Below are 22,221 nucleotides of genomic sequence, written 5' to 3' on the forward strand. Positions count from 1 at the left end.
ACGCAGAAACCATGAGCAGACCTCACATCGGTATCGCCGGAGCCGGCCTGGCTGGCCGCACACTCGCCTGGCGCCTGGCCAGGGCCGGGTGCCGCGTGAGCCTGTTTGATGCGCGCCGGCGCGATGACCTGGCCACGGCGTCCATGACGGCCGCCGCCATGTTGTCGCCGCTGGCCGAGCTGGCCGTGTCTGACGAATTGGTGTTTGCACTGGGCCAACGCTCCATGCTGTTGTGGCCGCAGTGGATTGCCGAGCTTGCGGCGTCCGGTACCGAGCCGGTTTTTTTCCGCCAGCAAGGTTCGCTGGTGGTGGCCCACGCACCTGATCAGGCTTCACTGGAGCACTTCACACGCCTGCTGCAACACAAGCTGCCGGATGCCAGCCGGTCGCAGGTACACACACTTGATGCGGCAGCGCTGGCACAGCGCGAGCCGACGCTGGCAGGCCGTTTCGGCGGCGGTCTTTACCTGGAAAGTGAGGGCCAGGTGGCCAACGACCAGTGGATGGCCGCGCTGGCCGTCGAGCTTGATCGCCTCGGTGTGCAATGGCACGAGGGGCAGGCGGTTGAGCGGGTGGAGGCGCGCAGCATGGTTTGCGCCGGCCAGACGCATGCGCTGGATATGACGGTTGATGCGCGCGGTGTAGGCAGCAAGGCGCAGTGGCCGCAGTTGCGCGGTGTGCGCGGCGAGGTGTTGCGTGTTGAATGCGCCGGCGTGACGCTGCAGCGGCCGGTGCGCCTGATGCATCCGCGCTACCAGCTGTACGTTGTGCCGCGGCCCGGCAATCAGTTTGTGGTCGGCGCGACCGAGCTGGAATCGGAAGATACCGGGCCGGTGACGGTGCGTTCGGTGCTGGAGCTGGCCAGTGCCTTGCACAGCCTGCACCCGGCTTTTGGCGAGGCGCGTGTGCTGCGCATGAACGCCGCGTTGCGCCCCGCGCTGGACGACCACCGGCCCGCGATTGCCCTGCGGGATGGCGTGTGGCACATCAATGGCCTTTACCGCCATGGGTATCTGTGCGCGCCTGCGCTGGTGGACGATTTGGCCCATAAACTGCTGGCTTGAGACAATCGGGGTATCACAGACCGCCATGAGCACCATGAATTCACTGGAAATATCGCTAAACGGCAAGCGCATTGAAACCGCTGCTGCCACCTTGCAGGCCCTGCTGCTGGCCCATGGTTACGAGTTGCAAACCGCGTTTGCCTGCGCCATCAACAGCAGCTTTGTGCCGCGCCCGCAATGGCCCGAGCGCGCCCTGCAAAACGGTGACCGCATAGACATCGTGACACCAATAACGGGTGGATAACAGTGGAACACCCCCGTCGGATGCTCACTGCGTGTAGCACCTTCCCCCCTTGCAGGGGGCGATGCCCGCAGACTGGCAGAGCCAGCTCCGCGGCATCTGCTTGCACTGCCCCATCGAAACGTTTGAAATGACAACACCTGTAACACCTTCTATCGCGCACGGCCAGCCTTGGACCGTCGCGGGCACCACCTTGTCGAGCCGGTTTTTCCTCGGCACCTCGCATTACCCTTCGCCTCAGGTTTTGAGCGATGCTGTGGTCGCTTCCGGCACCGAGGTGCTGACCGTGGGCCTGCGCCGCCTGCAGCCCGAGAGCGGCGGCGGCAACAGTTTCTGGCAGCGTATACAGGCCATGAAATGCCACATCCTGCCCAATACCGCGGGCTGCCACAGCGCCGAAGAGGCCATCACGCTGGCGCAGATGGCGCGCGAGATTTTTGGGACCACCTGGATCAAGCTGGAGGTGATTGGCGACGACTACACCTTGCAGCCAGACACGGTGGCGACACTGCAGGCCGCAACGGTTTTGGCAAAAGAAGGTTTTGCCGTGTTTGCCTACACCACCGACGACCTGGTGATGGCCCAGCGCCTGCGTGATGCGGGTTGCGCCGCCGTGATGCCCTGGGCCGCGCCTATTGGCACGGGCCGCGGGCCGCTGAACCCGTATGCGCTGGAGACCATGCGCCGCCGCCTGCCGGACGCCGTGCTGATTGTGGATGCCGGCCTGGGCCGGCCCTCGCATGCCGCACAGGTGATGGAGCTGGGTTTTGATGCCGTGCTGCTCAACACCGCCGTGGCGCAGGCCGGTGACCCGGTGCGCATGGCGCGCGCCTTTGCCGATGGTGTGGCTGCCGGCCGCGCTGCGTACGAATCAACCCCCATGCCCGAGCGTGCCGCAGCGCAGGCATCTACCTCCACTGTGGGCGTGCCTTTCTGGCATTCCTCTTGAGTTCCTCATGAACACCACCGCATTCGCGCCGCTTACCAGCCCGATTGGTTTTTATCCTGTTGTCCCGACTGCCGCATGGGTTGAACGCCTGCTCGGCTGGGGAGTGCGCACCATACAGCTGCGCATCAAGGCGGCTGACCATACGCCTGCCGCGATTGAACGGGAAGTTAACGCTGCCGTGCAAGCCGGGCGCAAGGTGCCGGGTGCGCAGGTTTTTATCAATGACCATTGGCAACTGGCGCTGGCTGCCGGCGCTTACGGTGTGCACCTGGGCCAGGAGGACTTGGGATTTGCGGATATCGCTGCCCTGCGCCAGGCCGGTGTGCGGCTGGGCCTGAGCACGCATACCCCTGCAGAACTGGCGCGGGCGCATGCGGTGCAGCCGTCCTACCTGGCGATTGGCCCGATCTACCCGACCACCCTCAAGGTGATGCCTTACGAGCCGGTGGGCCTGGAGCGCCTGAAGCTCTGGGCACCGCAGGCCGCGCCTTACCCGGTGGTGGCGATTGGCGGCATCTCGCTGGCGCTGCTGCCGGGCGTGATGGCTTGTGGTGTGGATGGTGTGGCCGTGGTCAGCGCGGTGACGCTGGCAGCAGACCCGGAGCAGGCCGCGCGCAGCGGATTGCAGCTGGTTTTAATATAAAAGCCCCGGGGCCGCCGCCATTCGCGCGCGGCTAGCTATGATTTATATAGCGCGAAAAAACTGATTCAAGCTGAAACCGGCTGGCGGTTGATTTCGATGGAGATGTGCACCAGTTCTTCATGGATGCGCAGCTGCCGTTTGAAATCCTCCGGTTCGGCATCTTCGCTTGTGGCCAGCGAAAGAATGCAGGCGTATTTGCCTTTGCCGACACGCCACACATGCAGGTCGGAGATCGTGGCCTTGATGGGGCTGGCTTCAATGACCTCCCTGACTTCAGCGACCACGGGCGCGTTCATCTCGGCGTCCAGCAGCACGCGGCCGGAGTCGCGCAGCAGGCCGTAAGCCCAGACGGCAACCAGGCCGGAGCCGGCAATGCCCATGACCGGGTCCAGCCAGCTGGCGCCCCAGAGCTTGCCGCCAATCAGGGCCAGGATGGCAAGCACCGAGGTGGCAGCATCGGCGACAACGTGCAGGTAGGCCGAGCGCAGGTTCAGGTCGCCATGGTGGCCGTGTGCGTCATGGCCGTGGTGATCGTGATGCCCGTGCCCATGATGGTGGCCGCTGCCGCCCCTGAGCAGCCACGCACAGGCGAAATTGACCAGCAGGCCGGCCACGGCAATCACGATGGCCTGGTTGTACTGGATGGGCGTGGGGGCGATCAGGCGTTCAACGGACTGGTACAGCATCAGCCCGGCCACCAGCACCAGCAGGAGGGCGCTGGTGTAGCCGCCCAGCACCTCTATCTTCCAGGTGCCGAAAGCAAACCGGCTGTCATTGGCGAAGCGCCGCGCGGCTACGTAGGCGAGCAGCGACAGGCCCAGCGCCAGGGTGTGCGAACTCATGTGCCAGCCGTCCGCCAGCAGGGCCATGGAATTGAACATCCAGCCGCCGGTGATTTCGATCACCATCATGCCGGCCGTCAGCACCACGGCCCACAGGGTGTTGCGTTCTACAAGCGGGTTGCCCTCGTCAAATACATGGGAGTGCTGCAGATGGTCAATGGAGTGGGCGTGCTGCATTCTGGAGTTGTCCTGTGTCTCGAAAATGCACTATACGCGCGCCCGGGATGGCAGCAGATTGCTGTCATCCCGGGCGTCGTTTCGGGGCGTCGTTTATGGCCCGCGCCCTTATGCCGCTATTTCGGAAGCGGCCGCGTCGTTGTCGGGCTCGGGCTTTTTGTCGTTGGCAAACCAGGACACATAAAGCGCCGGCAGCACCACCAGGGTCAGCAGTGTGGCGGTGATGAGCCCGCCAATGATCACGATGGCCAGCGGCCGCTGTGTCTCCGAGCCGATGTCGTGTGACAGCGCCATGGGCAAGAGGCCCAGCGCCGCCAGCATGGCCGTCATCAGCACGGTGCGCAGGCGCTGCATGGAGCCCAGCCTGACCGCATCGACGACGCTGTGGCCGGCGTTTTGCAGCTGCTGGAACACCGACAGCATCACCACGCCGTTGAGCACGGCCTGGCCGGACAGCGCAATAAAGCCGATGGCCGCAGATACCGACAGCGGTATGGAGAAGACCCACAGCGCGACAAACCCGCCTATCAACGCCAGCGGCACGTTGATCAGGATCAGCGCTGCCATGCGGAAGGACTTGAAGGCGTCAAACAGCAGCACAAAGATCAGCAGCAGAGAGATCGGCACTACCACGGACAGGCGTTTCATGGCGCGTTCCTGGTTTTCGAACTCACCCGACCAGCCCACGGTGTAGCCGGCCGGCAGCTTGACGTTCTCCGCGACGCGGGTCTGCATGTCCTTGACCACCGAGCCCATGTCGCGGCCCTTGATGAAGATGCCGATCGCCATGGTGCGGCGCCCGGCCTCGCGGGCGATGTTCATGGCGCCGTTGGTCTCGCGTATCGTGGCCACGCTGCCCAGCTGCGCATAACCGCCGTCGGGTGTGGGGATAAGCGTTTGCGGCAGGCTGGCAATCACACGCCGGTTTTCCGGCAGCCTGACCGCCACGGCAAACTTGCGCTCGCCCTCCCACAGCTGGGTCGCGGCCTTGCCGCCCAGCGCGGCCTCGATCACGTCCTGGATGTCCTGCACGTTCAGGCCCAGGCGTGCCGCGCGGTCGCGGTCAATGTCGATCACCAGTTGCGGCAGGTCGCCCAGGCGGTCTATCTCGCCGCGCTGCACGCCCTGCACCTGCTTGATCTCGCGCTGTATGGCTTCGGCCACGCGGCGCAGCTCGTTCAGGTCCTCGCCCGATACCTTGACGACGATCTGCCCCTTGATCTGCGAGATCGACTCCAGCACGTTGTCGCGGATCGGCTGCGAGAACGCGGGGTCTATGCCCGGAATGGCCCGCAGCTTGCTGTCCATTTCCTCGATCAGCTGGTCGCGGGTCAGGCCCTTGCGCCACTCTTCCTGCGGTTTCACATCCACAAAGATCTCGGCCATGCTCAGTGTTTTGGGGTCGGTGCCGTCCTCGGGCTGCCCGGCCTTGGAGACCGCCGTGCGTACTTCGGGCACGGTGTTCAGGGCCTTGCGCGCCATCAGCAGGATCTTGGCGGCCTCTTCGCTGGAGACGCTGGAGGGCATGTCAAAGTTGGCCCAGAAGGTGCCCTCATTGAGTTCGGGCAAAAACTCCGAGCCCAGGCGTGCGGCGGCCACCATGGCCAGGGCGAAAACGCCCAGTGCGATCGCCACCACGGCGCGGCGGCGGGTCAGCGCCCAGTCGAGCACAGGCGCATACAGGCGCTTGCTGCTGGCCACCACGCGGTTGTCGCCGTGCGGCACTTTTTTGCGCAGCATCCAGTAAGCCAGCAGCGGCACCAGGGTGAGCGAAAAGATCAGTGCGCCTATCAGCGCCGTGGTCACGCTCAGTGCCATGGGCTGGAAGATGCGGCCTTCATGGCGTTGCAGCGCAAAAATCGGGATGTGCGCGGCAATGATGATGAGCATGGAGAACAGCGTGGGCCGCCCGACCTCCGTGGCCGCGTCGATGATGACGTTGCGCCGTTCGGAGTTGTTCATGCTTTCTTTTTTCTCGGACAGGCGGTGCATGATGTTTTCAATCACGATTACCGCACCGTCCACGATGATGCCGAAGTCCATCGCGCCCAGGCTCAGCAGGTTGGCCGGCACGCCCATGATTTTCAGGCCGAGAAAGGTGGACAGCAACGCCAGCGGGATGATGACCACCACGGCCAGGCTGGCGCGTATGTTCGACAGGAACAGGTACAGCACCAGCGACACCAGCAACGCGCCTTCGACCAGGTTCTTGAACACCGTGGTCAGCGTTTTGCCCATCAGCCAGGTGCGGTCGTAATAGGGCACGATCTGCACGCCCTTGGGCAGGCCGCGCGCGTTGAGCTCGGCGATTTTTTCCTTCACGCCCTTGAGCACCACGCTTGGGTTTTCCCCTTTGCGCATGATGACGATGCCGGTCACGATGTCGTCGTCCTGGTCCTGGCCGACGATGCCCAGGCGGGGCACGGCGCCGATTTTTACCTCGGCAATGTCGCGGATCAGGATGGGTGTGCCGCCGCGAGCTGCAACTACGATGCGGCCTATGTCGTCGGCGGACCGCAGCAGGCCTATGCCGCGAATCGCGAACTGCTGCTGGCCCTGCGCCACATAGCTGCCGCCGGCGTTCGAGTTGCCGCGCCCCAGCGCGTCCAGCAAATTCTGGAAGGTGAGTTTGTAGGCACGCAGCTTGTCGAGGTCGGGCTGTACTTCATATTGCTTGATGAAGCCGCCCATGGCGACCACGTCGGCCACGCCGGGCACTGTGCGCAGGCCGCGTTCAATGACCCAGTCTTCCAGCGTGCGCAGGTCCGTGGTGGTTTGCCCGTCGCCTTTCACCCGGTAGCGCATCACCTCGCCGACGGGGGTGGCGTTGGGCGCGACATTGACCTGCGCGCCCGGCGGCACGTCCACGCCATTGAGCCGTTCGTTGACCTGCTGGCGCGCGATGTTGACATTGGCCGCATCGTCATAGGTGATGACGGTGTAGGACAGGCCGAACTGGGTGTGCGAGAACAGCCGGATGGCGTTCGGCAGTCCCGACAGCGCGGTTTCAATCGGCAGCGTGACCTGCTTTTCGACTTCTTCGGCGGCCCGGCCCGGGTACAGCGCGATCACGGTGACCTGGGTGTCGGTCACGTCGGGAAAGGCTTCAACCGATAGGTTCTTGAAGGCAATGACACCGGCCATGACAAACAGCAGCGTGCCCAGCACGATGAACAGCGGCTGGTGCAGTGCGTAATGGATCAGCCGCTTCATGGCTTGGCCTGTGCGCTGGACGCGGGTGCCGCTGCAGCGGTGGCCGGGGTTGCTACTGTTTTGGTAGCTGCTTGCGCTTGATCTGTGCCGGGTGCAGGCACTTTCTTATCTGAATTCCCGACTGGAAGGGCTTCTTCCTGGGCATTGCGGAAGGCGCGTGCCAGCAGCAGCATGTTGTCGCTGACGACCTGCTCGCCGGCCTCCAGCCCGCCGGACACCACGGTCTCGCGCGGCCCCTGGTAGCTGAGCGTCACCTCGCGTGACTCGAACACGCCGGGCTGCACCTGCACCAGCACCGTGTGTTTGGCGCCCAGCAGCGAGACGGCCTGCGACGGGATGACCACGCCCGGGCCGAGTATGCGTTCTATGCGGGCCGTGGCCAGCATCTCGGCCTTGAGCGTGCGGTCCGGGTTGGCGATCACGCCGCGGACCTTGATGGTGCGGGTGGAGGGGTCTATGAAGTCGGCGGCGGCGGTGACACGGCCTTCGAATTTCTGGCCGGGCAGGGTGGGGATGATCAGCTCGAACGCGGTGCCGGGCTTGAGCGTGCCGATCTCGGATTCACGCGCGTCGATCTGCACCCACAGCGAGGTCGGGTCGGTCACGACAAACAGCGCGGGCACGCCGGGGCCGGACTGGTCGGGCCGCACTTCCTGGCCGGGGTTGAGGTTGCGCTCGACCACCGTGCCGTTGATGCCGGCCAGCAGGGCCAACTGCTGGTTGACGTTGCCGCTGCCGCCGCCATACAGGCGGGTGCGGGCTTCGGCGCGCTGGCTTTCGGCCTGCGAGCGTGCGGCGTCGGCTTCGGTCTGCTCCAGGTCCTTGCGGGCGACGATGCCGGCTTCAAAGAGTTCGCGCTGGCGCTGCAGGGATTTTTGCGTCAACCGGACGTCTGCCTGGGCCTTGGCGGTATCGGCCTGGGCGCCGCCGAAGTCGGGCGAGGCCAGTTGCGCCAGCACGGCGCCGGTCTTGACCGCCTGGCCTACGTCGGCCTTGATGGCCATCACGCGGCCGGCAAAGGCCGGGTAGATGCGCTGGGTGCGTTCTTCGTTCCAGACCAGCCGTGCCGGCAACTCGACGACGATGGCCTTGCCGGGTGCGGCGCTGACCAGGCCCAGAAGGGCGAGTTGCGGGTGGCCGGGCGCAAAACGCAGCTGTTTGCCCTGCAGGATGGGTGCGGGCGCTTCGGGCGCCGGTGCCGGCGTGTCGTTGCAGCCTGCCAGGAGGGTGAGCGCCAGCAGTGTGCTGGCGGTAAGGGTGAGTAGGGGTGTGCGTTTCACGATAACTTCCGGATAGAAAGGGGTCAGGCAGGACTCGGGTGTTGTGCCGGGTTGGTTGTCAAGGCTGGCGCAGCAGCCAGGCTTGTGAGGCCTTGGCGTGGTCGGTGCGGGCGGCCAGGTCTTCGATCAGGGTGGCGCGCAGCGTGCGGCGCGCATCTATCAGGTCAGTCAGGGACATTGCGCCCTTGCTGTAGGCCAGTTCGGCCATCTCGGCGACCTTGCGGGCACGCGGCAGGATGATGGTTTCGAAACTCAGGGCACGCGCGGCGGCGCCCTGTTTGTCCTGTTGCAGGCGCTGCAGGTCGGCGCTGGCGGCGCGCCGGGTTTTTTCCAGCAGGTCCTGGGCCTGGTCGAGCTGCGCTTGCGCCCGCGCTATTTCGCCCTGGAAGTTGTAGCCGCCCAGGATGCCGTACAGCGGCATTTGCAGGCGCAATTCGAGCAGGCGGTTGGATGTGCCGGGGAAATGGTCAAACGAGGTGCCCAGCGTGATGTCGGCCTTCTTTTGCGCGGATGCCACGTCCAGCGCGGCGCGCGCCGCTTCAACCCGCTGCTGCGCGGCCCGCACGTCGGCACGGGCTTCGATTGCCGGGTAGATGACGTTGTCATCCGCGGCCGCGTCCGGCGCCGGGCGCGCCGGCCAGTCGGGTAGCGCCACCAGCGTGCCGGGGCCGGTGAAACCGGTTATCTGCGCCAGCGCCAGCGCCGCGCTCTGGCGGTCCAGTTTGGCCGTCAGCAGGTCGGTGCTGGCTCGCTGGGCTTCAATGTCGGTGCGGGCGGCGTCCTGTGCCGCCAGGTCACCGGCCTGCACGCGCCGCGCCGCCGTGGCGGCGAGCTGGGCTGCGCTGCGTGCAATGGCGTCCACCTGGCTGATGCGTTCCTGCGCGGCCAGCAGGTCGAAGAAGGCGGATGCGGCAGCCAATTGCTGCTGTACCAGTGCGTCCTCGATGTCGGCCTGGGCGGCCGAGGCATTGCGTTGTGCAGCCAGGGTGCGCAGTTCGCGCTTGTTGCCGCGCTCCCAGGTCCAGTCCAGGCCTATGGACTTGTCGATGCGCTTTTGCGAAAACAGGTTGCCACCGCCTATGCCGTTTTGCAGGTCCATCTGCGACGCCTTGGCCGACAGCACAGGCGCCGGCGCATGGTTGGCCGAGGCCACATCGCCCTGTGCCGCCGCAAGTGCCCGGCGTGCCAGCGACACGTCAAGGTTGTTGCGCGCCGCCTGCAGGGTTTGGGCGAGCGAAAAAGTCGTGGTGAGGGCGGCCTGGCCCGTTACAGTGGCCGGGGCGGCAGACGCGGGAAGCGGCGCCGGCAAGGGAGTTGCACTGCCTTGCGCACCGGCGGGCAAGACCACGCCCAAGCTGGCCGCAAGAAATAATTGTCGTATGCTCATGGCGCTGTTTATCGCCCGCAGGGCCTGACCGGTAACTGACCCGCTTGCTGCGTATTACTACGTAGCAACTTACGTGGAAGTCAAAAGAAGACGATCTGGAGCCTGTACCCCATGCGAATCCTGCTGGTTGAAGACGATGCTGTTTTGCGCGATGTGATGCTGCGTAGCCTGGGCGATGCCGGGCATCGCGTGGATATTGCCGCGACCATGGACGAGGCCCGCCACTGGTGGCGCGTGCAGGCCTATGACTCGGTGCTGCTGGACCTGAACCTGCCGGTATCAAGGCACGAGCGCAGCGGCTTGGGCAACGGCCTGTCGGTGCTGCGCGAGGCGCGTGCGCGGGGCGACCGGACGCCGGTGCTGGTGCTGACGGCACGCGACCGTACCGAGGAGCGCATTGCCGGCCTGGATGCCGGGGCCGACGACTACCTGGGCAAACCGTTTGACCTGGCCGAGGTGGAGGCACGCCTGCGCGCCTTGGTGCGCCGGGTGCATGGCACCGATGACCGCGTCGAGCAGGGCCTGCTGGCGCTGGACCGTAAAGCCCGGCGTTTCTTTTTGCAGGGCCAGGCCTGGGACCTGCCGGCGCGCGAGTTTGAGGTGTTGTGGGAGTTGATGACGCCGCCGGGCCGGGTCGTCAGCAAACGGGTGTTGTCGGAAAAGTTGTCGGAGGCCGACGGGGCGCTGGGCGACAACGCGCTGGAGGCCTTTATCTCGCGCCTGCGCAAGAAGCTGGCCGGCAGCGGCGCCAGCATACGTACCCTGCGCGGGCTGGGTTATGTGCTTGAGGAGGATGCCCCGTGAGCGCCCTGCAGGGGCCCGCGCGTGAGGGCGCCCCTGCGCACCACAAGCCTTCGCTGCGCAGCCGGGTGACGCGCCATGTGGTGCTGCCGCTGGTCTTGATGTGGGCACTTGGCACCGCCGTGGCGCTGTCCGTGGCCAATTATTTTGCGGGCCAGGCCTTTGACCGTTCCTTGCTGGATGACGCGTATGCGGTTGCCGCAAACATGCGCGCGGGCTCCGATGGCCCGGTGCTGAGCCTGTCGCCGCCTGAAATGGGTGCCTTGCTGTTTGACCAGAGCGAGTCCATGTATTTTGCGGTGTTGCGGCCCGACGGCGAGCTGGTGGCGGGCCATGCCGGACTGCACCCGCCGCCGCTGGCCGATGAGGTGCCTTATGGGTTTTCCGATCTCAGTTTCCAGGGCCGTGAATTGCGCGCGGTCAGCCTGCGCCGTGGTGACCCGCTCCAATTTACCGTGGTGATGGCCCAGACCACGGCCAGCCGCAAGCGCCTGCTGCACCGCATGCTGGCCTACTCCGTCGTGCCGCAGGTGCTGCTGCTGCTGTTGCTGGCCTGGTGGCTGCTGCGCGGCATACAGCGCGACCTGCGGCCGCTGGCTGAGCTGCAGCGTGCGGTGGACCGGCGCGATGCGCGGGACCTCACGCCGGTGCCGCCGTCGGTCACCACCTTTGCGAGCACGCGTGATGTCGAGCGCCTGGGGCTGGCCGTCAACTCCATGCTGGCGCGGCTCGATGAAAGCATACGGGCGCAGCGCGAGTTCGCGGGCAATGTGGCGCACGAGTTGCGCACGCCGCTGGCGGGCATACGCGCGCAGGCGGACTACGCGCTGGCCCATGCCGACCCGCAGGTCTGGCGCGAGCAGCTGCAGGGCATTGCGCGGGCCGAAGCCAGGGCCAGCCACATGGTGGAGCAGCTGCTGGCGCTGGCATTGGCCGATGAGGCGCGCGCCGGTTTGCAGCTGGAGCCGGTGGCCTTGAATGAACTGGTGCGCAGCGTGTTGCTGCGGTTTTTGCCCAAGGCCGACGCGGCGGGTGTGGACCTGGGCGGAGAGGGGCTGGATGAGCCGGTCACGGTACAGGCCAATGCCGCGCTGCTCGAAGGCATTCTGGGCAACCTGCTGGACAACGCCCTGCGTTACGGAAATGCCGAGCGGCCGCATGTCACGGTCACGGTGGCACGCGGTGCCGATGGCCGTACCGTGCTGTCGGTCACCGACAACGGCCCGGGCCTGAGCGCACCGGAGGCAGAGCGCCTGCGCAGCCGCTGGACGCTGGGCGCTGCCGGCCAGCGCCTGGGCGAAGGCGCCGGGCTCGGGCTGGCGATTGTCAGCCGATATGCCGAATTGCTGGACGCTCGTTTCAGCCTGGAGCCGGCGGATGGTGGACCGGGGCTGCGGGCCAATGTGACCTTTGCGGACGGATCCTAAGGTGTTGTCTTTAAATTGACACAAAGCAGCCCTAAACTCCACAGCTTTGCCTGTGCGAGCCGGCCCCAAGCGAACCCGAGCCCTGAATCATGAAGCTGCGCCACCTGAACCATTGCCTTTCGGCCCTGCTGCCTTTTCTGTTGTTGCCCCTTGCAGCCGCAGCGCAGGACGCGCCTGAACCGGAACGCTGGAACGCCAAATTCCAGGCCACCTATATCTGGCAGACCAAACCCGGTTTTGGCGCTGCCTATTCGGGTGTCAACAGCCTGTCGCCGCTTGCTGAAAAAAGTTATTCATTCACCTCCACGGCGTACCTGGGCCTGCGTCTGGCGCGGGATACCGAACTGTATTTCAACCCCGAGCTGGTGCAGGGGGTGGCCATGTCCAACCTGACGGGCCTGGGCGGCCTCCCTAACGGTGAACTGCAGAAAACTGCGGGTCCCAACCCCACGCTGTACCGCGCCAGGCTGTTTGTGCGCCAGACCTGGAATATGGGGGGGGAGGGCGGCGAGCGCGAGGCCGTGGCCTCCGATGCCAACCAGCTGGCCGGCTGGCGCAGCAAGGACCGTGTGGTCCTGACGGCCGGCAACCTGGCGGTCACCGATATTTTTGATTCCAACGCCTATGCCAATGACCCGCGCACGCAGTTCATGAACTGGTCTTTCCTGACGCATGGCGCGTACGACTTTGCGGCCGATTCGCGCGGTTATTCCATGGGCGCGGCGCTGGAGTATTACACCGGCGACTGGGCCTTTCGTTTCGGGCGTTTCATGCAGCCCAAAGAATCCAACGGCCTGGCGCTGGACCGTTCCTTGCTGAAGCATTACGGTGACCAGTACGAGCTGGAAAAAGGCTACACCCTGGCCGGGCGGCAGGGCGCGGTGAAGCTGCTGTATTTCCGCAACCGCGCCATCATGGGCGGGTTTTCCGATGCGATCGCCAATGCGGCAGGCGGTGTGCCCGACATTGCCACTGTGCGCAAGCTTCGCGTCAAGCAGGGCTGGGGCGTCAACCTGGAGCAGTCGCTGGGCGACAACGTGGGCATGTTTGCACGGCTGGGCCGCAGCGATGGCGAGTCGGAAACCTATGCCTTTGCCGAAATTGACCAATCGCTGTCCATGGGGGTGAGTGTCAAGGGTTCGGGCTGGGGCCGCGCGCAGGACACGCTGGGGCTGGCCTATGCGCGCAACGGCCTGTCTGCATCGCACCAGGCCTTCCTGGCGGCGGGCGGCAGCGGCTTTTTTATCGGCGACGGGCGCCTGAACTACCGGCCGGAAACCATTCTTGAGGGTTATTACAGCCTGGCGCTGGACTTCCTGAAGAACAGTGCGATCAGCTTCGGCATGCAGTACATACGCAATCCGGCCTACAACGCCGACCGCGGCCCTGTGAAGGTCATGTCGGTGCGCCTGCACACGGAGTTTTAGGGGGCAGTGGCTCAGCCTGCGCCCGGGCAGGATTTGCGCTGGTGTCTTGATCTGCGTCAAGGCTGCCGGGCGGGCTTGGTGCGATGCTGCGACAACAGAACTTTTGCAGAGCCGCACCATGTCCCACGCCAGCCTTCGCATCATCCGCGACGAACACGCAGCCTTGTCCAGCATGCTCAGGTCCATGCTGATGATGCTGGACCGGGGCCCTGGCAGTGAAGCCGAAACCTTTTTTGATGTGCTGCGCGCCATGCTGTTTTATATAGACGAGTTCCCCGAACGGCAGCACCATCCCAAGGAGTCGGATCTGCTGTTTCCCAAGGTGGTCCGGGCGGCCCCGGAAACCATGGCAACGGTGGAGCGGCTTGAGCGTGAGCACATGAGCGGCGAGCTGGCGGTGCGTGAGCTTCAGCACAAACTGATTGCCTGGGAACTGCTGGGGGAGCCGCGCAGGGCCGCTTTCGAGGCGGCGGCCCGCAAGTACGTGACCTACTACCTGGAACACATGCGGCTGGAAGAGTCGGTGATCCTGCCTGCGGCCGAAAAGGGACTGAACGCCGCCGACTGGCATGAACTGGACGCGGCTTTCGGCCTGAACCGCGATCCGCTCACCGGACGTTATCCGCTGGATGCGGCCTATGACCGCCTGTTTACCCGTATCGTCATGAAAACCCCGGCCCCCATAGGGCTGGGGGCTTCAGGCACCTGAAAGGCGCCCCGGGGCGAGATTCAGTCCAGCGTGGGATAGTCGATGTAGCCCCTGGCGCCGCCACCGTAAAAAGTGGTTTTGTCGGGCTTGTTGAGCGCCGCATTGCTGCGCAGGCGCTCCACCAGGTCTGGGTTGGCGATAAACGGGACGCCGAATGCCACCAGGTCCGCGCCGTCCGCCACGGCTTTTTCGGCCAGTGACTTGTCGTAACCGTTGTTGACCATCCAGGCGCCTTTGCCGCCCGCGCTGCGGTAAGCGGCCTTGAGGGCGGCATAGTCAAATGGGCGGTCCGGCAATTCGCGCGGGCCGCCTGTGGCACCTTCGATGATGTGGATGTAGGCCAGGTTCAGCGGGGCAAGCTGGCGCACCACGTACTCAAACAGCGGCTGCGGGTTGGAGTCGATGACGTCGTTGGCCGGCGTGACCGGCGACAGGCGAATGCCGGTGCGGCCGCCGCCTATGGCGTCGGTTATGGCGCGTGTCACCTCCAGCATCAGGCGTGCGCGGTTTTTGATGCTGCCGCCGTAGTCGTCTGTGCGTTTGTTGCTGCCGTCTTTCAGGAACTGGTCCAGCAGGTAGCCGTTGGCACCGTGAATCTCCACGCCGTCAAAGCCTGCGGTCTCGACCGCATTGCGCGCCGCCGCCTGGTAGGTGTGCACGATGCCGGGAAGCTCTTCGAGCGCGAGCGCGCGCGGCTCCGAGGTTTCTACAAACACGGGCACGCCGTCCCGGATCAACACGGTTTTGGTTTTGGCGGTGATGGCCGATGGCGCCACCGGCTGGCCGTAGCCGGGCTGCAGCTCATGGTGCGAGACGCGGCCCACGTGCCATAGCTGCACCACGATCTTGCCGTTCGCTTCATGTACCGCATGGGTGACTTTTTTCCAGGCGTCCAGTTGCTCCGTGCCGTAGAGGCCGGGTACATCGGCATAACCCTGGCCCTGGTGGCTGATGGCCGTGGCTTCGGTGATCAGCAGGCCGGCGCTGGCCCGCTGGCTGTAATAGGTGGCGGCGATGTCGGGCGGGACGGCATTGGGCGAGCGGTTGCGCGTCAGCGGCGCCATCACGATGCGGTTGGCGAGTTCAAGGTCGCCGGCCTGGGTGGTGTCGAACAGGGAGGGCATGGTCAGCATCCGGGATTAAACAGCCTCCAGTGTGCGCCATCATGAATTGGCGCGTGCAACACGGGTTGCTGCATTCATGCTAAATGCAGCCCCCACGGATGCGTGGCAAGCCCTCTTCGCAAGCAGGGGCCGCGGGACTGGCTTAGCCAGACCGCAGGCGCCGCCCCCTTGAGGGGAGAACAGGCTACACGCAGTGAGCCTGGACAGGGGTGGGTTTATTTAATCAGGCCTTCTTCCTTCATCGCCGCCTGCACGGCGGGGCGTGCTGCCACGCGTTCGCGGAATGCGGCGATGTTGGCGAAGCCGGAAATATCCACGCCCACGCGCGGTGCCCAGCCGGTCACGGTGAAGAGGTAGGGATCGGCCACGCTGTAGGCGTCGCCCATCAGGTACTTTTTGCCGGCCAGCTGGCCGTCCACCCATTTCAGGCGCGACATCAGCCGTTCTATGGTGGATGTCTTGACGGCGTCCGGCGTGGCCGGGTTGAACAGCGGGCTGAAGCCCTTGTGCACTTCGGTGCCTATGAAGTTGAGCCATGACTGCAGCTGGGCGCGTGCCACCGTGCCGTTGGGGGGCGCGAGTTTTTTGTCCGGCACCTGGTCGGCGATGTATTGCACGATGGCCGGGCCTTCGGTCAGGCGCGTGCCGTCGTCAAGCTCCAGCAGGGGCACATAACCGAGCGGGTTGATGGTGTAGTAGTCGGTGCCGTCTTCCAGCTGGTGGGTCTTGGTGGGGGCCAGCACGTGTTCGAACTTCAGGCCGGACTCGTGCAGGGTGATGTGGGGAGACAGGGAGCAGGCGCCGGGGGAGTAATAAAGCTTCATGATGTCTTCCTGTGATGTGGTGGATGTGAAATGCAGGACCGCCCGCCATGCCTCGCGGAAACCGTGGGTGCAGGCTGGCCAGTCCCTGATGCTATACGCAAGGCGGGTTTTTTGCAGCGCGCCCGCGTTGTGGCACTGATTTGCCACAATGGCATATGGCAAGACTTTTGAAATGGCTGTTGTGGGCCGCGCTGGTGGCTGTGCTGCTGCTCGCGGCAACGGTGTTTGCGCTGCACCGCTGGGTCGGCACGGATGATTTCAGGCAGCGTGTCGAACGCGAAGCCTCTGCCGCCCTTGGCGTGCCGGTGGTGCTGGGCAGCATCGCCGTCAGCGTGTGGCCCTTGCCGGCCGTGGCGTTTGAAGGGCTCACAGTGCAAAGCAAACCCCCGGTAACGCTGGAGCGGCTGGAAGTGCGCCCGCAATGGCAGGCGCTGCTGCAGGGCCAGTTGCGCGTGTCCACCCTGATCGTGCGCAAGGCGGTGCTGCCGCAACAAGGCATTGACGCCATCTTGCTGGCGCTGCAAAAAAAGCCCGCTGCGACCGCCGTGCCGGCAGCAAAAGCTTCAGCCGCCGCGAAGCCCTCAGAGGCGGCGCCGGCAACAACAGATGATCTGGCATGGCTGCCGCGCCGCACCGTGCTGGATGACGTGACCTGGGTCAGCGCCAAAGGCACGAGTACGGCGCTGGAGGGCGAGGCGCGCCTGGCGCCGGACGGTTTGCCCGACAGCGCATCGCTCAGGCTGATACGCGGCAACCTGCAGGGGCTGAGCGCCCAGCTCACGCGCGAACCCCGTGCGGCGGGCCAGGCGTCCACGGACGATCAATGGGCCTTGCGTGTCGATGTGGGCGGCGGAAAGATTGAAGGCAAGCTGGGCATGCAGCGCGGGGCGGGGAAAGCCGGCCGCGAGCTGGTGTTGCAGGGCAAGCTGGAAACGCGCGATGTGGAGGTCTCGGCCCTGACGGCGCCGAGCAAGCCGCTGAGCGGCCTGCTGGAGGCCAGCACCACGCTGGAGGCGCGGGCCGCCACCACGGAGGCGCTGGTGGACGCGTTGCAGACCCAGACTTCTTTTACCGTGCGTAATGCGACGCTGCATGGCATTGACCTGGCCAAGGCCGTCAAGACCGTGGGCCTGAGCCGTGGCGGCCAGACCCAGCTGCAGACGCTGGCCGGCCATGTCGGCACACAGGGGCGCGCGGTGCAGCTGTCCAACCTGGTGGCGAGCTCGGGCGCCCTGAGCGCCAGCGGCAATGTGGCGGTATCACCGTCGAAGGCGCTGAGCGGCCAGATCAGCGTGAACCTGTCCGGGGACAGCAAGCTGGGCAGCGCGATAGGCGGTGCCGTGGGCATACCGCTGGTCGTTAGCGGCACGCTGGAGGCGCCCGCGGTTACGCTTTCACGCGCGGCGCTGCTGGGCGCGGCCATAGGCACGGCGCTGATGCCGGGTGTGGGCACCGGCGCAGGCGCCAAGCTGGGCGGCAAGGTGAATGAAGAGCTGAAAAAGCTGTTCGGGAAGTAAGTTCCAGCCAGCGCACAGTTTTTCGCTTTGTAGGTCTGCAGGCCCATATTGGCCAGCGCCGGCAGCTATTGAAAATATAGCGGCCGGGGTTTTTTGTCGGACTTCTCCTACGGCCGTGTGCGTGGGCTGCTGATCCGGGGCCGGTGGGTGGGCTTTTAGTATCAATACATATCAACTTTATCGCGGTCCGGCCCTTGTGGTTTTGCCGCCCAGGAGAATGTGATGCTCAAGTACGCCATTGTTTTTGCGGTGATCTCACTGATCGCCGGTGCCCTGGGTTTTGGCGGCATCGCGGCGGGCTCGGCCGGCATTGCCAAGATACTCTTCGGCCTGTTCCTGATCCTTGCGGTGATTTTTATTGTGCTTGCCGCGCTGGGTGTGGGCGCAGCCCGAAAGGTGCTGAAGTAAAAAATGTCATCGTCGCCCGAAAAAGATGAAGAAGCCGTGCCGCAGAGCCGGCCCGAAAACACCGGCCTTGTGGCCCGCTTCAGGCAGCGGCTTTTTCCTGCGCGTGCTGCCGAGGCTGTGTCCACCGAGCTGGCTCCGCAGTCCAAAAGAGGCCTCAGCCTGCGGGCGGGCATTTCCGAGCTGCTGCTGATCACCCGCCTGAAAGCGCGCAGCCAGGGAAGCCAGGCTGCCGAGATGCTGGAGCGCGCAGCAAACATTGTTTTTGTGACCTGCAAGAACTGGTTTTCGGCGCGGGACGAGAAAACAAAAACACCAGAGCATCGCAAACCCTTGTGAGTGATCCATGGCCGCCAAGGGCTGCCGTTTTCATTTCGCCTCCACCATTTGGGACACCCCATGCATACCGCGACTGTAGACCTGCTGCTGGACTATGAGGTCAGCCACCCGGCCCATTTTTTGTTCCATATCGAAGCGGCTTTTCATGAGGCCCACCGCATTGTTGAGGAGCGCCTGACGATCACGCCCAGCATGAAGGTGCGCACCTTCAACGACGAGCGCAACGGCAACCGTTTTGTCCGGCTGGACGCGCCCAAGGGTGTGCTGTCGGTCAACTACCACGCAAGGATCGAGCTCAATCCCATCACCTTGCCGCTGCACCTGGACGAGTCGCCGGTGACGGCCGTGCCCGACGATGTGTTGCGTTTCCTCATGCCCAGCCGTTACTGCGAGTCCGACGTGATGAGCCGCGCGGCGCAGCAGCTGTTTGGCCATTTGCCGCATGGCATCAGCCGGGTGCGCGCGGTGGAAAGCTGGATTCACGAGTCGGTTGATTACCTGCCCGGTTTCAGCAACTCAACCACCACGGCGCAGGAGGTGTTTGTGCAGCGCGCCGGTGTCTGCCGTGATTTTGCGCACCTGGGCATCACGCTGTGCCGGGCGCTCAATATTCCCGCGCGGCTGGTCGTCGGGTACACCCACTTCACCGATCCGCCGCAGGACTTCCACGCGGTGTTTGAAGCCTGGCTGGACCACCAGTGGGTGGTGTTTGACCCGACGCATATGGCACCGATTGACCGGCTGGTCCGTGTGGGCACGGGGCGCGATGCCAAGGACGTGGCTTTTGCCACCATCTTCGGCGGCGTGCAAATGCTGCGCAAGGAACTGACCGTGGATGAGGGGGACACCTCGTCCACAAAGGCCTTGGTGCCTACGCCGCCAACCCTGTCACTGGTTGGCGTTTAGGCCATCAGCGGCTGCGATGCGCGCCGCCTGAGCACCACCAGGCCGAACAGCGTGGCCGTGATGTACATGCTGACCGAGTAGATCGCGGCCGGCAGCGCGAGCTGGAAATTGTTCAGCACCGCCAGCGCCACAAAAATGGCGAGGGTCGAGTTGTGGATGCCGATCTCGTAGCTGATGGCGGTGGACATGGGCTTGTCCAGGCCGGCCAGACGCGAGAGGTAATAACCGGCCAGCAGGCTCAGCAGGTTGAAGGCCACCACGGCCGGGCCTACGCTGGCAAAGCTTGTGCTCAGCGCCTGCCACTCCTTGAGAAGCGCGCCAATCGCCACCACGGCCAACACCACGGCGCTGAAAATCTTCATGGGTTTTTCGGAGCGTGCGGCAAAACCCGGCTTCAGGGTGCGTATCCAAATGCCTATGAAGACCGGGATCAGCACCACGGCAATCACCTCCACCACCTTGCCGGTCTGCAGCGGCACGACCTGTCCGGTTTTTGCAAAGGTGCTGATGGCCCAGTTGCTGATCAGCGGCAGGGTGATGATGGACAGCACGGTGTTGATGGCGGTGAGCGAGATGTTCATCGCCACGTTGCCGCCAAACAAATGGCTGAACAGGTTGGCCGAGATGCCGCCTGGCGAGGCGGCCAGCAGCAGCAGCCCGACCGCGAACAGCGGCGGCACATCCAGCGCGACGATCAGCAGGTAGCAGGCCAGCGGCAGCACGACGATTTGCAGCAGCAGCGCCACCACCACCGCCTTGGGGTGTTTGAGCAGGCGCGTGAAGTCCTGCAGGCTGAGCGACAGGCCCAGGCCAAACATGACCAGAGCCAGCGCGACCACCAGCAGCTGGGTGACGAGTGGAGAGCCACTCATGATTTGTAGCTTTCATCCAGCCTGTCAAGCTTGCGGATCAGCGAGGGCCAGACAAAGGCGCCGCCCATGCCGCCGGTCTGCACGCGCGAGGCTTCGGCCACGCCCTTGACGATCAGAGGGTTCACCTGCGTCAGTTCACCGCCGCCGGCCTGTGCATCGATCTGGATGCGGCAGGTGTTCTCGAAGGTGTACATGCTCAGGAAAGCATCGGCAATCGTCTTGCCCACCACCAGCAGGCCGTGGTTGCGCAGCATCAAAAAGTTGGCGCGGCCCAGGTCGGCCTGCAGGCGCGGTTTTTCCTCGTCGCGGAAAGCCACGCCTTCGTACTCGTGGTAGGCCAGCGAGGCCAGCACAAAGGTGGATTGCTGGCTGATGGGCAGCACGCCGGCTTTTTGTGCGCTGACGGCGACGCCGGCGCGCGTGTGGGTGTGCAGCACGCAGCCGGCGTCGGTGCGGGCCTCGTGCACGGCGCTGTGGATCACAAAACCTGCCGGGTTGACGGGGAAAGGCGACTCGATGAGCTTGTTGCACTGCCCGTCCACCTTGACCAGGCTGGAGGCGGTGATCTCGTCGAACATCAGGCCGTAGGGGTTGATCAGGAAGTGGTGCGCGCCGGGGCCGGACACGGACTCGGGCAGCTTGGCGCTGATGTGGGTGAAGACCAGGTCGCTCCAGCCGTACAGCGCCACCAGCCGGTAGCAGGCGGCGAGGTCGCAGCGCAGCTGCCATTCTTCGGCACTGACGACTTCCTTGAGTGAGGGGATATGCATGGTTTGTCTCCTGTGGGGTTGTTTCAAGCGGGTCCTGTCATGCACGATACGCCTATGTCAGGCCTGCCGCTGTCAGGAATGCAACAGGGCGCAGTATCCGGGCTTCTCCCGGGGTTCCGCCATCCCTGCTTTCCCGCATGCGGGCCGGCGCAGGCTTCTGCATGAAAAATGAATGCTATTAAAACGATAGCTGATGGCGCACATGTTCAGGCGGCCACAGGCTGATTTGATGCCTGAAACTGGCGCTGCAAGGGGATTGGCCCCAAGGAGAATGCGCCACTTTTCAAGCATTTAATGGCCACAGCCCCCGGAATACGAGCGCGAGCAGCTATGAAATGTATAGCGTTTGCGAGGTACTGCGGTAGGCGCTGGGGCTGCTGCCAGTGTGCTCGCGGAACACGCGGCTGAAATGCGAGAGGTTGTTGAAGCCCCAGTACAGCGCGATCTCTGTGATGGGCTTGCTGCTTTGTGCGCCCTGGCGCAGGTCGCGTATGCAGGCTTCCAGCCGCTGGCGCAGGATGTAGCTGGCCAGGGTTTCGTCTTCTTCGGCGAAGGCATTGTGCAGGTGGCGTTTGCTGCAGTTGAGCGCCTGGGCAATCCGGTCTATGGACAGCTGCGGATCGCGCAGGTTGCGCGCCACATGCGCGCGTATGCGGTCTTTCAGGGCTTCGCGCTGCGTCACCGAGGTGGCCTGCCCGGCCAGCTCCAGCAGCGACAGGCGCACCAGCTGCATGATGAGCTCACCGGCACCGCGTGCCGCGTCCTCGCTCATGTTGGGCAGCTCCTGCCAGGTGCTGCGCATGGCGTCCAGCGCCACGCGCGAGATGCCGCGGTCGCTGCCGACCTGGCGCGCCATCAGCGCGTCGAGTTGCAGGCCGCGCTCGGCCATCTGGTCCTTGGGCAGCATGACGATCAGGTGCTTGACGCGCTCGGGGTTGTCGACGGCGTAGTTGCCGGTGGTGTCGTAGATCACCCAGCTGCCCGAGCTTGCGCTGGCCTGCCGCCCCTGCTGCTCCACGCAGGCGCTGCCCTGCCATGGCGCGACGATCTTGAGGTAGGCGACCTCGCTGGTGCGCGCCATGTGCGGCAGGCGCAGCACGCGGTGGCGGTCGGCCTCCAGCCGGGTCAGGATCACGTCGCCGGCGCGCGAGGTGTTCATGTGGCCGTCGAAATCGCTGTCGCCGTAGAGGTCGGAGTCCAGCCCGCCGAAATGCCGGTGCACCCACTCGCGCCATTGCGGCGCGCGGTCGCGCACGCTGATGTTGTCGGTGGTGTAGAGGGTCGGGGCGGCGATGGGAGGCTCC

The 22,221-nt window shown here is 64.8% G+C and carries 21 protein-coding genes; 12 read left to right on the top strand and 9 right to left on the bottom strand.

Annotated features, from left to right (window positions below; genetic code table 11):
* Positions 1 to 11: 11 nt before the first annotated feature.
* The 4 genes from thiO to thiE all read left to right on the top strand — a co-directional run bounded on the left by thiO (position 12) and on the right by thiE (position 2,897).
* The gene (gene thiO, locus ACFQND_RS11175) at positions 12 to 1,064 is read left to right on the top strand and encodes a glycine oxidase ThiO (RefSeq protein WP_371438600.1); all 1,053 of its coding nucleotides are present in this window, start codon (positions 12 to 14) and stop codon (positions 1,062 to 1,064) included.
* 25 nt (positions 1,065 to 1,089) lie between these two features.
* Positions 1,090 to 1,308: a sulfur carrier protein ThiS gene (gene thiS, locus ACFQND_RS11180; protein WP_371438599.1), complete on the top strand. Its 219-nt coding sequence runs from the start codon at positions 1,090 to 1,092 to the stop codon at positions 1,306 to 1,308.
* A gap of 127 nt (positions 1,309 to 1,435) precedes the next feature.
* A complete protein-coding gene (locus tag ACFQND_RS11185) occupies positions 1,436 to 2,254 on the top strand; it encodes a thiazole synthase (RefSeq protein WP_371438598.1) in 819 nt (272 codons plus the stop codon).
* 7 nt (positions 2,255 to 2,261) lie between these two features.
* The gene (gene thiE / locus ACFQND_RS11190; RefSeq protein WP_371438597.1) at positions 2,262 to 2,897 is read left to right on the top strand and encodes a thiamine phosphate synthase; all 636 of its coding nucleotides are present in this window, start codon (positions 2,262 to 2,264) and stop codon (positions 2,895 to 2,897) included.
* A 65-nt stretch (positions 2,898 to 2,962) separates the two neighbouring features.
* Here the strand turns inward: thiE and dmeF are convergent, their stop codons facing one another.
* The 4 genes from dmeF to ACFQND_RS11210 form a co-directional block, all read right to left on the bottom strand.
* Positions 2,963 to 3,916 carry a CDF family Co(II)/Ni(II) efflux transporter DmeF gene (dmeF, locus tag ACFQND_RS11195; RefSeq protein ID WP_371438596.1) on the bottom strand — a complete coding sequence of 318 codons (954 nt, stop codon included), beginning with the start codon at positions 3,914 to 3,916 and terminating at the stop codon, positions 2,963 to 2,965.
* A 108-nt stretch (positions 3,917 to 4,024) separates the two neighbouring features.
* Positions 4,025 to 7,129, bottom strand: a complete 3,105-nt coding sequence (locus tag ACFQND_RS11200) for an efflux RND transporter permease subunit (RefSeq protein WP_371438595.1) — start codon at positions 7,127 to 7,129, stop codon at positions 4,025 to 4,027.
* Entirely contained in the window at positions 7,126 to 8,409 is a 1,284-nt protein-coding gene (locus ACFQND_RS11205) for an efflux RND transporter periplasmic adaptor subunit (protein WP_371438594.1), read from the bottom strand. The genes ACFQND_RS11200 and ACFQND_RS11205 overlap by 4 nt, the downstream gene beginning before the upstream one ends.
* A gap of 58 nt (positions 8,410 to 8,467) precedes the next feature.
* Complete coding sequence (locus tag ACFQND_RS11210) at positions 8,468 to 9,796, bottom strand: TolC family protein (RefSeq protein WP_371438593.1); 1,329 nt, start codon at positions 9,794 to 9,796, stop codon at positions 8,468 to 8,470.
* A gap of 111 nt (positions 9,797 to 9,907) precedes the next feature.
* Between ACFQND_RS11210 and ACFQND_RS11215 the strand changes: the two genes are divergently transcribed.
* The 4 genes from ACFQND_RS11215 (at position 9,908) to ACFQND_RS11230 (ending at position 14,160) form a co-directional block, all read left to right on the top strand.
* Positions 9,908 to 10,600 carry a response regulator transcription factor gene (locus ACFQND_RS11215; protein WP_371438592.1) on the top strand — a complete coding sequence of 231 codons (693 nt, stop codon included), beginning with the start codon at positions 9,908 to 9,910 and terminating at the stop codon, positions 10,598 to 10,600.
* Positions 10,597 to 12,024: a sensor histidine kinase gene (locus ACFQND_RS11220; RefSeq protein WP_371438591.1), complete on the top strand. Its 1,428-nt coding sequence runs from the start codon at positions 10,597 to 10,599 to the stop codon at positions 12,022 to 12,024. The genes ACFQND_RS11215 and ACFQND_RS11220 overlap by 4 nt, the downstream gene beginning before the upstream one ends.
* Before the next feature lie 89 nt (positions 12,025 to 12,113).
* Positions 12,114 to 13,451, top strand: a complete 1,338-nt coding sequence (locus ACFQND_RS11225; RefSeq protein WP_371438590.1) for a carbohydrate porin — start codon at positions 12,114 to 12,116, stop codon at positions 13,449 to 13,451.
* Between the two features lie 118 nt (positions 13,452 to 13,569).
* Entirely contained in the window at positions 13,570 to 14,160 is a 591-nt protein-coding gene (locus ACFQND_RS11230) for a hemerythrin domain-containing protein (protein WP_371438589.1), read from the top strand.
* Positions 14,161 to 14,180: 20 nt separating this feature from the next.
* Here the strand turns inward: ACFQND_RS11230 and ACFQND_RS11235 are convergent, their stop codons facing one another.
* Both ACFQND_RS11235 and gstA read right to left on the bottom strand, forming a co-directional pair.
* Positions 14,181 to 15,284, bottom strand: a complete 1,104-nt coding sequence (locus ACFQND_RS11235) for an alkene reductase (RefSeq protein WP_371438588.1) — start codon at positions 15,282 to 15,284, stop codon at positions 14,181 to 14,183.
* 215 nt (positions 15,285 to 15,499) lie between these two features.
* On the bottom strand, positions 15,500 to 16,108 hold the full coding sequence (gstA, locus tag ACFQND_RS11240) for a glutathione transferase GstA (protein WP_371438587.1): 609 nt from the start codon (positions 16,106 to 16,108) through the stop codon (positions 15,500 to 15,502).
* Between the two features lie 155 nt (positions 16,109 to 16,263).
* Here gstA and ACFQND_RS11245 point away from each other — a divergent pair, with 155 nt between their 5' ends.
* From ACFQND_RS11245 to ACFQND_RS11260, 4 genes are all read left to right on the top strand, one after another.
* Positions 16,264 to 17,625, top strand: coding sequence for a hypothetical protein (locus ACFQND_RS11245; RefSeq protein ID WP_371438586.1), 1,362 nt, complete (start codon positions 16,264 to 16,266; stop codon positions 17,623 to 17,625).
* A gap of 222 nt (positions 17,626 to 17,847) precedes the next feature.
* The gene (locus tag ACFQND_RS11250) at positions 17,848 to 18,033 is read left to right on the top strand and encodes a DUF1328 domain-containing protein (protein WP_371438585.1); all 186 of its coding nucleotides are present in this window, start codon (positions 17,848 to 17,850) and stop codon (positions 18,031 to 18,033) included.
* 3 nt (positions 18,034 to 18,036) lie between these two features.
* Positions 18,037 to 18,369 carry a hypothetical protein gene (locus tag ACFQND_RS11255; protein ID WP_371438584.1) on the top strand — a complete coding sequence of 111 codons (333 nt, stop codon included), beginning with the start codon at positions 18,037 to 18,039 and terminating at the stop codon, positions 18,367 to 18,369.
* Positions 18,370 to 18,429: 60 nt separating this feature from the next.
* Positions 18,430 to 19,275, top strand: coding sequence for a transglutaminase-like domain-containing protein (locus ACFQND_RS11260; protein ID WP_371438583.1), 846 nt, complete (start codon positions 18,430 to 18,432; stop codon positions 19,273 to 19,275).
* Here the strand turns inward: ACFQND_RS11260 and ACFQND_RS11265 are convergent.
* The 3 genes from ACFQND_RS11265 to ACFQND_RS11275 form a co-directional block, all read right to left on the bottom strand.
* A complete protein-coding gene (locus tag ACFQND_RS11265; RefSeq protein ID WP_371438582.1) occupies positions 19,272 to 20,147 on the bottom strand; it encodes a bile acid:sodium symporter family protein in 876 nt (291 codons plus the stop codon). The two genes, ACFQND_RS11260 and ACFQND_RS11265, sit on opposite strands and share 4 nt — an antisense overlap.
* Positions 20,144 to 20,917 carry a class II aldolase/adducin family protein gene (locus ACFQND_RS11270; protein ID WP_371438581.1) on the bottom strand — a complete coding sequence of 258 codons (774 nt, stop codon included), beginning with the start codon at positions 20,915 to 20,917 and terminating at the stop codon, positions 20,144 to 20,146. The genes ACFQND_RS11265 and ACFQND_RS11270 overlap by 4 nt, the downstream gene beginning before the upstream one ends.
* A 328-nt stretch (positions 20,918 to 21,245) precedes the next feature.
* Positions 21,246 to 22,211 (bottom strand): AraC-like ligand-binding domain-containing protein, encoded by a 966-nt coding sequence (locus tag ACFQND_RS11275; RefSeq protein WP_371438622.1) that lies wholly within the window; start codon positions 22,209 to 22,211, stop codon positions 21,246 to 21,248.
* Between the last annotated feature and the right edge of the window lie 10 nt (positions 22,212 to 22,221).

Origin of the sequence: Polaromonas aquatica (genome assembly GCF_042659145.1) — a bacterium.
In the GTDB taxonomy this organism is placed as follows: domain Bacteria; phylum Pseudomonadota; class Gammaproteobacteria; order Burkholderiales; family Burkholderiaceae_C; genus Polaromonas; species Polaromonas aquatica.